Source organism: Nocardia sp. GCM10030253, assembly GCF_042675075.1.
GTDB lineage: Bacteria > Actinomycetota > Actinomycetes > Mycobacteriales > Mycobacteriaceae > Nocardia.
Genome location: NZ_JBHTDL010000011.1, coordinates 1 through 14417, shown reverse-complemented (window position 1 = coordinate 14417; position 14417 = coordinate 1). Strand labels below are relative to the sequence as shown.

At 64.5% G+C, this 14417-nt stretch carries 14 protein-coding genes and 1 pseudogene; 9 read left to right on the top strand and 6 right to left on the bottom strand.

Translation table 11 applies throughout. The features are described from left to right. The first annotated feature begins 154 nt into the window (after positions 1–154). Positions 155–898, top strand: coding sequence for an NADPH-dependent F420 reductase (locus tag ACFQZZ_RS24480; protein WP_378685177.1), 744 nt, complete (start codon positions 155–157; stop codon positions 896–898). Between the two features lie 33 nt (positions 899–931). Continuing rightward, positions 932–1681, top strand: coding sequence for an NADPH-dependent F420 reductase (locus ACFQZZ_RS24475; RefSeq protein ID WP_378685174.1), 750 nt, complete (start codon positions 932–934; stop codon positions 1679–1681). A 343-nt stretch (positions 1682–2024) separates the two neighbouring features. Here ACFQZZ_RS24475 and ACFQZZ_RS24470 read toward each other — a convergent pair whose 3' ends face one another. Next, positions 2025–2987, bottom strand: a complete 963-nt coding sequence (locus tag ACFQZZ_RS24470; protein WP_378685171.1) for a phosphoglycerate dehydrogenase — start codon at positions 2985–2987, stop codon at positions 2025–2027. A gap of 218 nt (positions 2988–3205) precedes the next feature. Here ACFQZZ_RS24470 and ACFQZZ_RS24465 point away from each other — a divergent pair, with 218 nt between their 5' ends. Further along, the gene (locus ACFQZZ_RS24465) at positions 3206–4423 is read left to right on the top strand and encodes an IS110 family transposase (protein WP_378685168.1); all 1218 of its coding nucleotides are present in this window, start codon (positions 3206–3208) and stop codon (positions 4421–4423) included. 66 nt (positions 4424–4489) lie between these two features. Here ACFQZZ_RS24465 and ACFQZZ_RS24460 read toward each other — a convergent pair whose 3' ends face one another. After that, the gene (locus ACFQZZ_RS24460; protein WP_378685165.1) at positions 4490–4855 is read right to left on the bottom strand and encodes a cation:dicarboxylate symporter family transporter; all 366 of its coding nucleotides are present in this window, start codon (positions 4853–4855) and stop codon (positions 4490–4492) included. Between ACFQZZ_RS24460 and ACFQZZ_RS24455 the strand changes: the two genes are divergently transcribed. The 5 genes from ACFQZZ_RS24455 (at position 4848) to ACFQZZ_RS24435 (ending at position 9782) form a co-directional block, all read left to right on the top strand. Beyond that, positions 4848–5417, top strand: coding sequence for a GntR family transcriptional regulator (locus ACFQZZ_RS24455; protein WP_378685162.1), 570 nt, complete (start codon positions 4848–4850; stop codon positions 5415–5417). The two genes, ACFQZZ_RS24460 and ACFQZZ_RS24455, sit on opposite strands and share 8 nt — an antisense overlap. A gap of 102 nt (positions 5418–5519) precedes the next feature. Continuing rightward, entirely contained in the window at positions 5520–6602 is a 1083-nt protein-coding gene (locus tag ACFQZZ_RS24450; protein WP_378685159.1) for a tartrate dehydrogenase, read from the top strand. A gap of 321 nt (positions 6603–6923) precedes the next feature. Next, positions 6924–8033 (top strand): GGDEF domain-containing protein, encoded by a 1110-nt coding sequence (locus tag ACFQZZ_RS24445; RefSeq protein ID WP_378685156.1) that lies wholly within the window; start codon positions 6924–6926, stop codon positions 8031–8033. A gap of 775 nt (positions 8034–8808) precedes the next feature. Further along, entirely contained in the window at positions 8809–9255 is a 447-nt protein-coding gene (locus ACFQZZ_RS24440; protein ID WP_378685153.1) for a hypothetical protein, read from the top strand. A gap of 8 nt (positions 9256–9263) precedes the next feature. Then, positions 9264–9782: a hypothetical protein gene (locus ACFQZZ_RS24435; protein WP_378685151.1), complete on the top strand. Its 519-nt coding sequence runs from the start codon at positions 9264–9266 to the stop codon at positions 9780–9782. Between the two features lie 180 nt (positions 9783–9962). Here ACFQZZ_RS24435 and ACFQZZ_RS24430 read toward each other — a convergent pair whose 3' ends face one another. Continuing rightward, positions 9963–11189, bottom strand: coding sequence for a hypothetical protein (locus ACFQZZ_RS24430; RefSeq protein WP_378685149.1), 1227 nt, complete (start codon positions 11187–11189; stop codon positions 9963–9965). A gap of 279 nt (positions 11190–11468) precedes the next feature. Here ACFQZZ_RS24430 and ACFQZZ_RS24425 point away from each other — a divergent pair, with 279 nt between their 5' ends. Next, a complete protein-coding gene (locus tag ACFQZZ_RS24425) occupies positions 11469–12788 on the top strand; it encodes a family 1 glycosylhydrolase (RefSeq protein ID WP_378685147.1) in 1320 nt (439 codons plus the stop codon). A gap of 17 nt (positions 12789–12805) precedes the next feature. Here the strand turns inward: ACFQZZ_RS24425 and ACFQZZ_RS24420 are convergent, their stop codons facing one another. From ACFQZZ_RS24420 to ACFQZZ_RS24410, 3 genes and pseudogenes are all read right to left on the bottom strand, one after another. Beyond that, the gene (locus tag ACFQZZ_RS24420; RefSeq protein ID WP_378685144.1) at positions 12806–13120 is read right to left on the bottom strand and encodes a hypothetical protein; all 315 of its coding nucleotides are present in this window, start codon (positions 13118–13120) and stop codon (positions 12806–12808) included. Further along, on the bottom strand, positions 13117–13419 hold the full coding sequence (locus ACFQZZ_RS24415) for a hypothetical protein (RefSeq protein ID WP_378685142.1): 303 nt from the start codon (positions 13417–13419) through the stop codon (positions 13117–13119). Before ACFQZZ_RS24415 ends, ACFQZZ_RS24420 begins: the two co-directional genes overlap by 4 nt. A 761-nt stretch (positions 13420–14180) precedes the next feature. Beyond that, positions 14181–14417 (bottom strand): annotated as a pseudogene (locus ACFQZZ_RS24410) (hypothetical protein); the annotation flags it as partial.

Below are 14417 nucleotides of genomic sequence, written 5' to 3'. Positions count from 1 at the left end.
CGCATTGCGTTCGGCAACACCCGGAGCCGGAACCGGCCTTCGTTGTTCGGTTGATCTGTGCGACCCGGCGTTGCGGTGGCCGGTACGGCACCTGCGAAGTGTTCACACAACCCTGCCCGATGAACGAAACGATAAACAACCCAAGGAGTTTCGTATGAGAATTGGCATTCTCGGTGTCGGCCATATCGGTAAGACCCTCAGTCGAAAGTTGAGCGCGGCCGGACACGATGTGAAGGTGGCCAACTCGCGCGGGCCAGAAACGATCGATACCACGGTCCTTGCCACGGGAGCACGTGCGGTGCCCGCGTCCGAGGCCGTGAAAGACGCCGACGTCGTCATCATCTCCATCCCGCTGGACCGCGTTCCCGAGATCGCGCCGCTGCTCGCCGGTGTACCCGCCGAGACGGTCGTCATCGACACCTCGAACTACATTCCTGGGCGTGATCGCGAGATCGCGGCCATCGAAGCAGGCCAGGTCGAAAGTCTGTGGGTCGCAAACCATCTCGATCGGTCGATCGTCAAGGCATGGAATGCCATCGGCGCCGACTCCTTCGCCCTGAAAGGCACGCCCGCAGGGACTCGGGGCCGTATCGGGATCCCGGTCGCGGCCGATGACGACGGCGATCGCGCGATCGCCATCGCACTGGTCGAGGACACCGGATTCGATGGATTCGATGCCGGACCGCTGGCGCAATCGTGGCGCCAGCAGCCCGGGGCGCCCGCTTACTGCACCGATCTCACCCGCGACGAGATCCCGGCCGCCTTGGCAAGCGCCGAGGCTGCAAGGTTGCCGAAGCGGCGCGACCTGTCGGGCGCCGCCATCGCCGAAAGGTTCGGCGAAAGGACCAACCCCGACTCGAAGTACCTCGTCCGCCTCAGCCGCGCGTTGTTCATGTAGCTATCCGGACACGACAGAAGGAAGGAACACGATATGAGGATCTCCGTTATCGGCGCCGGAGCCATCGGCGGCAACATCGCACGCCGGCTCAGCGAGGCCGGACATGAGGTACTGGTCGCGGATGCCCGCGGGCCGCAGGCCGTCGCCGCAGACGTCCGCGAGGCGGGCGCTCGCGCAGTCGACCTCGACGCCGCGACCCGGGACAGGGAGGTCATCATCCTGTCGATCCCGTTCGCGAAGCAGCCCGAGCTCGCCGGCGTCCTCGCCGGCATTTCCGGCGATACGGTGATCGTCGACACGTCGAACTACTACCCCGCCATGAACGGACACGTCGAGGCGGTCGACAACGGACAGGTCGAGAGCGTGTGGAGCGCGGAGCAGCTCGGCAAGCCGATTGTGAAGGCGTGGAACGCCGCGCTGGCGGGGACACAGCAGACCAAGGGACTGCCCCCGGGGACACCGGGTCGCATCGCGATCCCCGTTGCCGCCGATTCCGAACGAGCACGCCGAACGGTAATGCAACTCGTCGACGACACGGGCTTCGATCCCGTCGATGCCGGCGTTCTGGCCGAATCGTGGCGACAGCAGCCGGGGACCCCCGCCTACTGCACCGAACTGAACCTCGAGGAATTGGGGCAGGCCCTGGCGGCAGCCGACAAGGACGAAGCGCCCCGTACTCGTGACCGGCTCTGGGAGCATTTCGCCAGCCTCACCGCGATGCCCTCGCTGGACGAGACCGTCACGATCAACCGCGCCGCACACCACCGGCCCAGCACCCGCTGAGTGCCGAGGTCTCTCCCTCGGGAACAGAGACCTCGCGTGGTTCCGTCCTGGCCAGCATTACTCCGGACAGGCCTGGCAGATCGCGTAATTGGTCGAGGTCGTCGGTCCAGAAGGTGGTCGACCGGTCGTTGATTCGCACTCAGGCATGGTGGTCTTCGAGCCAACGGGCGACCGTAGCGCGCGGAGGGTTTGGCGGCCGGATCGACGGCATCTTCGATGTCGAGCGCGATCAGTTCGGCGCACGTCTGTACGGCGCAGTCGAGGGTGCGGGGGTCCGTGGCGTTGACCAGCAAATGGGAACGGGCGGCAGTGGCATCGACGCGGCCGGTGCCGTGGCGGGTGGTCATCGGCGCGCCTGCTCGGGCACGCCGACCAGGTGCGCGGGTTCGCGGCGGGCCAGGACTTCGATGACAGCTCGAGCGGCCGACAGGCCGGCGCGAAGCCGGGCTTGGACGGTCTGCCCCGCCAGGTGTGAGGTGATGATCAGGTTCGGCAGCTCCCGTAGCGGGCTGGCGGCGGCCAGGGGTTCTTCATCGAGTACGTCGAGGGCGGCGGCGGCGATTTCACCGGTGGCCAAGGCGTGCTGCCGGGCGTGGTGATCGACGAGGCTGCCGCGGGCTGTATTGATCAGCACGGCGGTTGGTTTCATCGCGTGCAGGCGGGCGCGGTCGATGAGGTGGCGGGTGGTGGCGTCGGCGCGGCAGTGGAGGCTCAGGTAGTCGGCGGTGGCGCAAACCGTGTCGAGGTGGTCGAATTCGACGTGGGTGTCGTATGGGTCGGGGTGGGAGGTGGCGACAGCGACGGTCATGCCGAAGGCCTGGGCAAGGCAGGCCACAGCGCGCCCGCTGGGGCCATAGCCGATGATGCCGAGTCGGGCGCCGCGTAGTTCGCGCCCGGCCTGGCGGGGCCAGCCGCCGTTGCGCACGCCGTCGATGACGGCGGGCAAATCCCGGGCGGTCATCAGGATCAGGGCGAGGGTCATCTCGGCGACGGCGTCGTGGTTGACCCCGGGGGTGTTGCAGACGCGGATGCCGCGGCCGGCTGCGGCGGCCAGGTCGATCGACTCGTAGCCGACGCCACTGCGGGCGATCACCTTCAGCCGGGGGGCATGGTCGAGCATGTCAGCGGTAACGGGTTCGCTGGCCATGATCGCGGCCTCGGCCCGGCCAAACAGTGCCCGCGCTTCGTCGCGGCTACGCGGGCTGGTAGCCGGCGAATAGATCGTGGTGTGGCCGTGACTTCTCAGCAGTTGGTCGACCTCGTCGCCCTGACGAAGGTAATCGGTGGTCACCAAAACCTGTGCCATGCGGTTCCCTAAGTTAGTAGTGGTCTGGGGTTGGTGCCCTGGATGCCCAGGGCGGTGGGGTGTAGCTGATGCGGTTTTGCTTCTTTCGAGGCTCGAAAGGACTGGCTGCCCCGCCGTTTTGGACGCTCCGACCGCTGATTGAGAGCTGTTGCGGGTCGTCGCTGTTTAGGGATCTGCCGGCGGGGTTGTCCACGGGCTCGAGTTGCGAGCGCAGGAGATTGCGGGTGGCTGATCGCCCAGAGGTTTGGGTCGGGATCGATGTCGGTAAGTCGACGCATCACGCGTGCGCGATCGATGAGGCCGGGAAGGTGGTGTTCAGTCAGAAACTCGGCAATGATCAGCGCGCGATCGGGCAGTTGATCGCCCGCGCGGGCAAGGTCGCGGGGCGGGTGCGGTGGGCGATCGATCTGACCAGCCCGATGGCGTTGCTGCTGATCACGGTGCTGCTCGCCGCCGAGCAGGCGGTGACCTATGTGCCGGGCCGGGTAGTGAACACGATGACCCCAGGGTTTCGCGGTGAAGGGAAAACCGACGCCAAAGACGCCCGGGTAATCGCCGAAACCGCGCGGCTGCGAAGAGATTTGACCGAGATCACCATGCCGGATGAGCTGGTGGTCGGGCTGACCCAGCTGACCGCCTACCGCACCGACCTGATGGCTGATTGGGTCGCTGGAATCAACCGGCTGCGCGCCCTTTTGGGATCGATCTTCCCGACCCTCGAGGCCGCGTTCGACTACTCGAACCGGACCCCGCTGATCCTGGTCGCCGGGCTGTGCACTCCCGGCGAGATCCGATCTGCTGGAATTGGTGGCGTCACAACACATTTGGTCCAGAACGGGGCCTGGCGGCCCGGTATCGACAAGACCGCGGCCTCTGCGGTCGCCGCCGCTGAGGCTCAAACCATCGCGCTGCCCGGCGAAGCCGACACCGCCATGCTGGTCAAACGCATCGCCGGCAAACTGCTCGATCTCGACCGCGAGATCAAGGACACCGACAAGCTCATCACCACCCGATTTCGGGCCCATCCGTGGGCGAAGATCATCGAATCGTTGCCCGGCATGGGACCGGTCCTGGGCGCGGAGTTCCTCGTCTCCACCGGCGGTGACCTGGCCAATTTCGCCACAGCCGGCCGCCTGGCCTCCTACGCCGGATTGGTGCCGGTCCCGCGCGATTCCGGGCGCGTCAGTGGCAACCTGCGACGCCCGAAACGATACAACCGGCGCCTGCGCCGAGTGTTCTACATGGCCGCGCTCTCCAGCCTGCGGGTCGAGGGCCCGTCGAGGCGGTTCTATGACCGCAAACGCGGTGAACGGCTCATCCATACCCAAGCCCTTCTGGCTCTCGCTCGTCGCCTGGTCGATGTGCTGTGGGCGTTGCTGCGCGACGGACGCGAATTCACCCTCGACACACCCACCCCGGCTACCGCTGGGGCTTGACAGGGTCATTGAGAGTCCTTTCGGCGAGAAGCGCTGATTTCGTGGTGGTCCTGCGGGGAATGCGGGTCAGTCGTCGACCGGCTGGGGACGTTTGCGGGCGAGGACCGCGCGCGCCTTCTCGGCGTCGAAGTCGTTCTCCCACTTGCCGACCACGATCGCGGCGAAGGCGTTGCCCAAGACGTTGATGAACACCCGGCCTTCGTTGAGGATCCGGTCGATACCCACGATCAACGCCAGTGCGGCCAGGGGGATGTGCCCGACCGCGGTGATGGTGCTGGCGAGCACGATGAACGCGCCCCCGGCGATACCGGCGGTGCCTTTGCTGGTCAGCATCATCACGCCGACCATGACCAGCTGCTGCTGCCAGGACAGGTCTATCCCGACGGCCTGAGCCAGAAACAGCGAGGCCATGGTCAAGTAGACGATGAGCATCACTCCGCTGCGCGAGGCCATACGCCGCCTCAGCAGCGAAGGACTGGTAGCCGTGGAATCCCACCGCGACGTTCGGGTGGCCGCGATGAGCGCTGAGGAAGCCCAGCAGCTGTTCGAGGTCCGCCTCTCACTGGATCCCACCGCCGCTGAACTGGCTGCGCTCCGACGCACCGACCACGACATCCTGGTCATGCGCGAGGCACTCGATCGCCTGGTACCGGTGACCCGCCAGTGGGGCGAGGAGGGTTTGCTGGCCCACCGCAACTTCCACCGTGCGCTGTATCTCGCCTCCCACAACGATGTGCTGATCCGGCTGCTCGATGACGTCTGGGACAAGTCCGATCGCTACCGGCGCATGGGCCTGGAACTGCCTCCCGGTGACGAGCCCCGCACCCGCGACCTCAACGAGCACCACCAGCTGTTCGATCTCGTGGTCGCCGGCGACGGCTCGGCGGCAGCAGCGCTCATGCGCGCCCACATCATCGAAAGTCTCACCGCCGCCGCGATCCGCGAACTGCAGGACCGCGAGAACATCACCGGCACCACCGCCGAGTCGGCCTGACCCGCCGCCCCTCCCGAGGCCGTACAACCGCAGTCCACCGGCCGTATGAGAAGAAAACTTCTCGCGGCCCGATCCGGCCTGCCCACACCAAGGAGCGACCCCATGGGATCCACCCACCGCATCGCCGTCATCCCCGGCGACGGCATCGGCACCGAAGTCGTACCCGAAGGGCTACGCGTGCTCGAAGCGGCGGCTGCGGCCTTCGATTTCACTCTCGACTACGAGCAGTTCGACTACGCCTGCGCCGACTACTACACCCGCACCGGCGCGATGCTTCCGGAGGGCTGGTTCGACCAGCTCAACCGCTTCGACGCCATCTTCTTCGGCGCGGTCGGCTGGCCCGAGGTCGTGCCCGACCACATCTCGCTGTGGGGCAGCCTGCTGCAATTCCGCCGCCACTTCGACCAGTACGTCAGCTTGCGCCCGGTCAAACTATTGCCCGGCATCGCCAGCCCGCTGGCCGGGCGCGTCCCCGGGGATGTCGACTTCTACGTCGTGCGTGAGAACACCGAAGGCGAATACTCCAGCATCGGCGGAAAGATCTTCGAGGGCACCGACCGCGAAACCGTCGTCCAGGAGACCGTGATGACCCGCGTCGGAGTCGACCGAATCCTCGACTACGCGTTCACCCTTGCCCAATCACGGCCGCGCAAGCATCTGACCTCGGCCACCAAGAGCAATGGCATCTCCATCACCATGCCCTACTGGGACGAACGCGTCGCCGAAGCCGCCACCCGTTACCCTGACGTGGCGGTGGACAAATATCACATCGACATCCTCACCGAGAACTTCGTCCTCCATCCCGACTGGTTCGACGTGGTGGTGGCCAGCAACCTGTTCGGCGACATCCTCTCCGACCTCGGCCCGGCCTGCACCGGCACCATCGGCATCGCCCCCAGCGGCAACATCAACCCCGAACGCCGCTTCCCGAGCCTGTTCGAACCCGTCCACGGCTCGGCCCCCGATATTGCAGGCAAGGGTATCGCCAACCCCGTCGGCCAGATCTGGAGCGCCGCGATGATGCTCGACCACCTCGGCGAAACCAAAGCCGCCGCCGCGATCATGACCGCCGTCGAAACTGCCCTGGCCCGCGGCATCAGCACTGAACTGACCCCCGATATCGGCGGCACTGCCACCACCGCCTCACTCGGCAAAGCCATCGCCGACCAGATCAATCGCCGGTGACCCCGTACAACGGACAGACGCGGTCGTCATAATCCAGCCGCGCGCCAGCCGGACGACCCCGCCTTGGCAGCCCAATATGCGACCCAGCTCGGTTATATGTTCGACGCATACCGCGCGAGCGCGCCTCGGTATAGCTCGATCGGCTGCTGCGCGGGCAGCTGGACCCGTCCGACACACTCGTATGGGCTGCGTCACCTACTCGAATGTCGACTGCGACTATGTCGGACTTAGACTGTTGCGGATGAGCTGGTGAGACTTGCTGACATTCCAGCCACTCGGCACGCGCGACGGGGGTGACGCGGTCAGAACCAAGGGGAGTCGATGAATGACGGCAAGATGCTGCGGGCCTGGTGGCACGACTCGGTCGACTACCGATGGCTGGTACACACCCTACGTGCTCGATCGGCGCTTACCCCTCTGAAAATCCTGATGGGCAGCGTGGGAGCCGCGATCGCGGTCATGGGCATGGTGATCGCGGGCACGCCAGTGGGGCCGCCCGGACACCCCGGCATCGCTTCGACGATCGGAGTGCTGGCGGGGACCCTATGGGCATTGCGATGGTGGCTGCTTCCCTGGCCGAGCAGGATCGAGTCGCTGGTTCTGATCGGTTGCGCCGATGTGCTGTTCACGATCGAGTTCCTCCAGGTACCTAATCGACTGTTCGGGGCAATGGGCGCGGTGCTGCTCGTGGTCACCGGCAGCTACCTGAGCTTTTTCCACAGTGCACCTGCTCTGGTCGTACATTCAGCGTGGTCGCTGTTGTCTGTGGCGGTCTTCTCGGTGCGGATAGCCACCGGCGGCGAAGACATCCGCTTGGCCATCGCGGTCGCGCTATTGCTGCTCGCGTCAGTAGTCAGCGCGCTGCCCGCGTTCAAGATCCTGTACTGGCTGATGCGCAACGAATCGCTCTCGGACCCGCTGACCGAACTACTGAACCGTCGCGGCCTCGAGACCCGGCTGCCCTTGCTGATGGACCGCCATCCGGCGATCTGTGTCATGTGCTTCGATCTCGACCGATTCAAGAGCGTCAATGACACCTGGGGGCACCGCATCGTCGACATGGTTCTGGTGCGGACCGCCCGGCGGCTTCGTGATGCTGCCGGGGGCGTGGCAGTGGTGGCGCGCACAGGCGGAGAGGAATTCGTGGTGGCCACACCGATCGCCGCGTCCGCCGCACGCACCGAGGCCGAACGACTGTGTCGGGTGGTCGCCGAACCTCCGGAAACCACGGTGCCGGTCACCGCGAGCGTCGGGGTGGCGCTCTTCGACGCGACCATTTGCCCGCGGTGCCCGCGGCCGACAGCGGACCGGTTGTTGCAATCGGCCGACGCCGCGATGTACCGGGCAAAGCAATCCGGCGGAAATCTGGTCGTGGTCGACGAACTCGCCGCGTTGCGGCATCATCAGCACACCACGCCGGACAGCCGCTGACGACACCTGATGGGTGACTTCGCATTCCGATAGCGCACCGCCTCCAGGCCGCACCACCCCAGGCTCCGACGCGGGACATTTCGGCCGCCGCGCCGTGGTCAGGTTTCGGATGCCGCCGACAGTCAGCTATCGCCCATCGAACGGCGTCTCCGACCAAACCGTCCACCTCTATCGAGCCGACGAGGCGGCATATGTGAGCACTCCAAAGATCAGTCCGAATCAGAGCGGATCGAGTGGGTACCCGTCAACGACTCCGATCAGGTCAGATTCCGGATGGGGTATCACTGACGGCGCTGTTGTGGTCTTTGACGTTTTAGCTGTCCTCGGTGCCACTACAACTCAGCGAGCGGAGAAGCGAAACCTAGCAAAGTTATCCCCCTTCACTGCCCGTGGGCCACGACTGCCCGCCCAGCGGTCCAATGAAGGCCAGAATAGGTGAAATTGCACTCGCGATGCCGAGAAATGCATTGGCGTCATGGCAAGAACCCCCTGTAGTTGATTGTTGTCGCCGAACTCGGCCGAGCACAAGACAGCCCCATCCACGCTCGACCTGTCTATGCAACGTAACTTGTTGGAAGGGAACGTATCTCATCCTCGCATACCTGACGATAATGGCGCCGACACCGACGATACTGACGACTTTGAAGCGCACGAATACCGCTGCGAATCGGCATGATCCACCGCTAATCCGACAGTCCCGTGGCATGCTTGAATCTTGTCGGTCGGATCGGGTTTCCGAATAGGGTGCCACGCGATGAAGTATCCGGAGTCCCGGTTGTTGATCGGTGCGCTGCTGTCAGTTGTGATTGCGGGATCAGTTCTGGTTGTCGGTGCAGTTGCGCTGGAGCGTGGTTCCGATCAGGGCGGCGCCTCGCGCCAGGAACGGCATTGCGCGGAGCGCGGATGGCGATCCGCCGTCGTCGACGTGTCGGGCAAGCCGCGTGACGTGCAGTGGAAAGGCCCGGCACGGTCCTGGTCCAAAGGTGCGATCATCGTCATGCATGGCGGCGGTGGCGAGCATGTCCAGTGGTGCGGGTCGAATTTCGGCTCGGCGGCGGCGCAAGTCGGTTTCAGTGAGCTTGCCGTCGAGGAAGGTTTTGCCGTCTTTCTGCTGAATTCGTCGAGCGAGGTGAGCGACAACCAAGGTCGTATCTGCGGCAAGATCTGGGACGACGAGGTTCGAGACCGCCCAAATCTGCTCTGCCGTTCATCGAACAGGTGATACAGCAGGTGATTCCGTCGCTGCGGCCCGCCGACAGTGAGGACGCGATCTTCCTCACCGGTTTATCCTCCGGCGGATACATGACAGTGCGGGCAGCTACCCATTTCAACGCCCTCGTCACGGCATTCGCACCGGTTTCCAGCGGAGATCCCTACGGCTGGCATCGGATTTGTGAGGCGGGACTGACACCGCGCATCAAGGTCGAAGGCGCGGGATACGACAACGAGACCGGCAAGCAGATCATCGAGCGGAATTCCTGTGTGTCGCAAAGCTACCCGAACGAAGCCCTCTGGGATGACGGGCAAGCACCGGCCAAACCGACCTTTCGGCTCTTTCATCACGAGATGGACGGCATCAACGATGTATCGTGCGCCGACAAGGTCGCACGCCAGCTAGACTCGCGCGGCTATCCAGGTGAACCGGCTTTCCTGCTTCGCGGAGGACGGCGCAGTCTGGCGAATCATCTCTGGCAGGACGAGTACAACCGTCCCATCCTGGACTTCTTCGCGAGCAGTCTCGATCGATGAAGGACCATGTCTCTTTGAGAAATTGGCTCTGCGAAACTTGGCCACGCGATACAACTCTGACGGCCGCCCCCAGAACATGGTGCTCACAGTCGACACCCAACGGCACCGACCAGAATGCACGACAGCCGGTGCACGCTCGCCTTCGCGAGGACAACTGACACTATTGCAACGCTGTCGAATCTAGACCGCGCACATCGACTGCATCACACCGCGCATGATCGGCGCACCGTAATCGGTCGGAGCGAACACCAAGTCCTGGACGATCGACAACGGTGTGGTGACCACCCCGCCGACTCCGGTGAAACCGACGACGGTGGTGCCCGCCGAGAACAGCAGGCTGGTGATGTCGAGAGTCAGCGTCGCCAGATCGAAAGCATTCTCCACCTTCACCTGCGCCAGCGGCACGGTCTGTAGTGCCTGGCCCTCGGCCAGGTCGGCCCCGAGGTTGGCCAGGAAGGTCACCGGACCCATATCGAGGGCCTCGACCAGAGGTCCGAGATCATCAGCGCGGCGCATCAGCATCACCTTGGCCACCCGGTTGCTCGCCAGGAAGCTCTGCAACGCGTCGGCGGTCTCGTGCATCGCGACCCGGTCCACCTGCACGGCGCCGGAGTCGAGATAGGCGCGTGCACGTTCGACGACCGTGGCCAGGGTTAGTTCGGCAACCGGTGTGCAGCTGCCGTTCGCGGCCATGACCATCGCGGCCAACGCTTCGGTCGCCTGCGGAACCTGGACTGGTTCGATCACGGCTTCGTCGAGCACCAGCGGCGGATACACATTCGGTGCGACGCATCCCGCGTCGATCGAATTCTGTACCGCGCGAGCCAGTGCTTTCGTGCCGTTGAACATCGCACTGACCACCGGCTTGAGGAAGAATCCGACTGTGGGCACCATGCCGGCGGCGAGCTTGGCTGGGATCTTCACGATGCCTGTCGCGAGCACGAACACCTCGATCGCGTCATTGACCGTGAGGTGAGAGACCGACATCGTCTCGTCGATCCGCCCGGTTCGCACCGCATCGAGGCCGTTCACGAGGTAGGTGACGATGGGATCGTCGATCTCGGCGGTCCGGGTCCCGACCAGTTCCGGACGCATCGGCAATCCGTCTCGATGCACTCGCACTGCGGCGATCGAGGTGCGGAAGTCGGTGACCTGCTGGTCGTAGCCGGCGAGCTGGGCGGGACCGACTATGCCGCGCAGGACCGACGCCGCAGCGGTCACCACATCGTCGAATGTCGGTGCGCCACTGGTGCACATCTGCCCGGCCTCGGCGATGGGGGTGGCCGCAAGTGTTTCGACAGTGTCGGCCCGAGCGACCCCCGGCGCGTAGATCGCGCCCGTGATCAGTGTCAGCGCTGTGAGCGAGCCGATGGTGGCGGCGGCCAGACGGGGCAGTGGCAATTGCATGCGGCAGTCTCCGGCTAGAACGGTGGCAGGCGAGTCGTACGATCCGAACCTAGGGCGGCGCGGTTGCCCGAATGGTGCCGCTAAATGAACAGTTGACCAACTTGGTCCTGTGTTCAGTTCGTCGAGATCTGGAACCCGGGGCAACTCAAGTAACCGTGTTACCGTACGACGGCTTTACTGCGACGCGCCGCACGCGCGGCGTGATCGCTGTTCACCTCGGTCGACTGCCCGACCAGGGTGGACACGACGCGGTTTCGTGAATTCCGAACGAAGGAAGTTATGCGTCAATTGGCAACTGTCACCGCGATGCTGTCCGCAGTGGTCTCGGTGCTGGCACTCACCGCCCTTGCGGCGCCCTCAGCGGCCGAAGGCCTTCCCGCGTTACCGGCGGACTTCGAGTTCGGGGTCGCTCAATCCGGTTTCCAGTCCGAAGGTTTCAACCAGGATTCGAACTACCTGCGCTACGGCAACGAAGGGAAGTTGCACGAGCCGGTGGGAAACGCCGTGGACTTCTTCCACCAGTACGAAGGGGATATTGACAGGGCGGCCTCGATCGGTGTGGACAACTATCGATTGTCGGTGGAGTGGTCGCGCATCGAACCGCAGCCCGGTGTCGACGACGCGGCCGGCTGGGCGTTCTACGATGCGGCGATCGGTCGCATCGTGGCCTCGGGCATGCGCCCCATGATCACGCTGAATCACTGGGTCCATCCTGGCTGGGCAGTCGATCGTGGGGGGTGGAACAACCCGGAGATGGCCGCAGCCCTGGCCGCTTTCGGGCGACGTGTCGTTGATCGCTACGCATGGGCCAAGCCGATCTGGATCACATTCAACGAGCCCAGCGAATACGTCCGGCGGGAACTGACCTACGGTGGTTTGGCGCCGTTGAACACTGGGCTCATGGTCGATGGGATCATCGATGCTCATCGGGCGATCACGACCTATATCCATGCCGTGCAGCCCGGGGGCCAGGTCTCCTCGAACATCGCCTACATCCCACTGCCCGGTGTGGAGCCGGCGCTGGAAGCCGTGTTCTCCGACCGTATGGTGGATTCCTTCGACTTCATCGGCGTCGACCAGTACTACTCGATCGCGCCATCGGAACTGTCGGCGTTCGTCGCCTCGGGCGGCTCGTTCTGGAATCTGCCGCAATCGCCGGAGAGCATGTACTACGTGCTGCGCTACTTCGCCGCCAAATATCCGAACAAGCCGCTGCGGGTCATCGAGAACGGATTGGCTACCGACGCGGATCAGAACCGTGCCGACGGGTACCGCCGCGACGACCATCTCCGCGACACCGTCTATTGGATTCAGCGCGCACGCCAAGACGGCATCAACATCGTCTCCTACAACTACTGGAGCCTCACCGACAACTACGAGTGGGGTGAATACGGTTCCCGGTTCGGTCTCTACAGCGTCGATGCCGTCCACGACCCTGCCCTGACCCGCCGACCGACAGTCGCGGTGGCGGCCTACCGCGAGATCACCGAACACCACGGAGTTCCCTCCACCTACCGGCCGACGCGCCAACCAGCACAGTGCTCACTGATTGCGCTGCCCGACAGTTGCCGCGATCCGGTGTTGGTAGAGCCACGCTGAGGTACACGCCTCCGATCTCACGGTCGTCGGGGCATGCGTCTACAAGCAGGAGAATCCCTGATGAAGCATCGATCCTTGGTCACGCTGGCCTGCTCGGCCCTGGTACTCACCAGTCCGGTCTCGGCCACCGCGACAGCGGAGCCGATCCCTTCCGTCAACAACTTGAACTGTAAACCGTTGCCCGACAGCGCATTTCCCAGGCCGATCGTTTTCATCCACGGCATCATCGGCGACATCGACAACTGGCGGGCGGAGATCGATGACCTCACCGCACACGGCGCCAGCCGTTGGAGCAACAGCGTGGCGGTCTGGATGTCGGCGCTCGAGGTCATTGCTCACGCACCTCGTCCATCGCAGCGGCGCAGGCGTGTCGCACGATCTCCTCGACCGTGATGGGCGCGAGTACGAAGAGCAAGCAGGCGTTCGGGTCCGCCGCGAGCATGACGCGATCCCCGGCCCGCACCCTGATGGTGCGCCGCAAACGCGCTGGTAGCCGAAGGTCGCCACCTGCGGTGATGTTCAGCCGGGACCCGCCGAGGCCGCCGATCACGACAATGCCGTGGTGGGACCGCCAGCGGAGTTCGGTGCCCGGCTCCCATCCCAGCATCGTCAGTAGTCCCTTGTCGATCACTCTGCCGTTGGTATCGACTCGGCGGATGCTGCACATCCAACTCGGCTCGGTTGCGAGGTCGGCGCGAACAACTCGGCAACGGGCCGATCGTCACCGTACCGATGAAACGACCTCGCATTCCGCAGGGGCACGCCCGGTAGCAGCGGCGTCAGAGTCTTGAGGCTCAACGTGTCCACCTCCGCATATGCCCACGACCTGCACCGGTGAGTCGGACTCGCCGAGTGCAAGGACGGCGGAACTGCACATTGAGTGGGGCGAATTCGCTGCGGAATAGTGTCCTAACACCCGATACAAGTCGCCCGAACCGGGCCCCACTGACGTCAGGATTAGCCGATAAGTGGTGTCAGATTTCACCCCTACAGCCAGAAGTCCGCGTAACAGCTGGTGAGAGCGTTGATGCTGTCCTTTGCCAATTGACCTGACGTATTGCCATCGTTCTGGCACAAGTGCGGGGTTTCTGCCACTAGCCTGACGCGGATCGTTCATTCCGACTGTTTGCTCGCGGGTCCGGATCGTGGGTGCTGTCGTCGCCGTGCCGATGCGCATGGCTCGGGAGTGTATTGCGAACCCCCGGCACGTTGACATTGGCGCGTACACGGCAACCGTTACAGATTCGATGGAATCTGACCTGCGGGAATCGTCAGCGGCCCAACATGTCTCGCGAACCTTCGTTCATGAAACACAGCTCCGTGCGGCACCCCCGCCATGAGCGGACGAGGCGCCAGTGCGACTCGATCGGTTGCGTGGTGCCGGTTCGTCGGTCATATGGTGGTGAGCCAGGTGGCGATGTCGGTGACGACCTGTGGGTCGACATGCTGGGACGCAGCGTATTCGGCCGGGGTGGAGGGGCCGGTGCCGGGAAAGAACAGGTGGTTGTCGGCGTCGTAGACCCGGATGGTCACCCCGGGACGGCCGACGAGCCCGGCCCGCCAACGGGCCAGATCATCGTCCACGGTGACCTGATAGTCACGACCGCCCTGCAGGATCAGCATCGGTTT

Coding starts and splice junctions, on each gene's coding strand:
- ACFQZZ_RS24460 (WP_378685165.1), bottom strand. CDS start 4,855: ATGCTCATCGTCTACTTGACCATGGCCTCGCTGTTTCTGGCTCAGGCC.
- ACFQZZ_RS24425 (WP_378685147.1), top strand. CDS start 11,469: ATGCGTCAATTGGCAACTGTCACCGCGATGCTGTCCGCAGTGGTCTCG.
- ACFQZZ_RS24470 (WP_378685171.1), bottom strand. CDS start 2,987: ATGGCACAGGTTTTGGTGACCACCGATTACCTTCGTCAGGGCGACGAG.
- ACFQZZ_RS24475 (WP_378685174.1), top strand. CDS start 932: ATGAGGATCTCCGTTATCGGCGCCGGAGCCATCGGCGGCAACATCGCA.
- ACFQZZ_RS24420 (WP_378685144.1), bottom strand. CDS start 13,120: ATGACCTCGAGCGCCGACATCCAGACCGCCACGCTGTTGCTCCAACGG.
- ACFQZZ_RS24450 (WP_378685159.1), top strand. CDS start 5,520: ATGGGATCCACCCACCGCATCGCCGTCATCCCCGGCGACGGCATCGGC.
- ACFQZZ_RS24445 (WP_378685156.1), top strand. CDS start 6,924: ATGAATGACGGCAAGATGCTGCGGGCCTGGTGGCACGACTCGGTCGAC.
- ACFQZZ_RS24455 (WP_378685162.1), top strand. CDS start 4,848: ATGAGCATCACTCCGCTGCGCGAGGCCATACGCCGCCTCAGCAGCGAA.
- ACFQZZ_RS24480 (WP_378685177.1), top strand. CDS start 155: ATGAGAATTGGCATTCTCGGTGTCGGCCATATCGGTAAGACCCTCAGT.
- ACFQZZ_RS24430 (WP_378685149.1), bottom strand. CDS start 11,189: ATGCAATTGCCACTGCCCCGTCTGGCCGCCGCCACCATCGGCTCGCTC.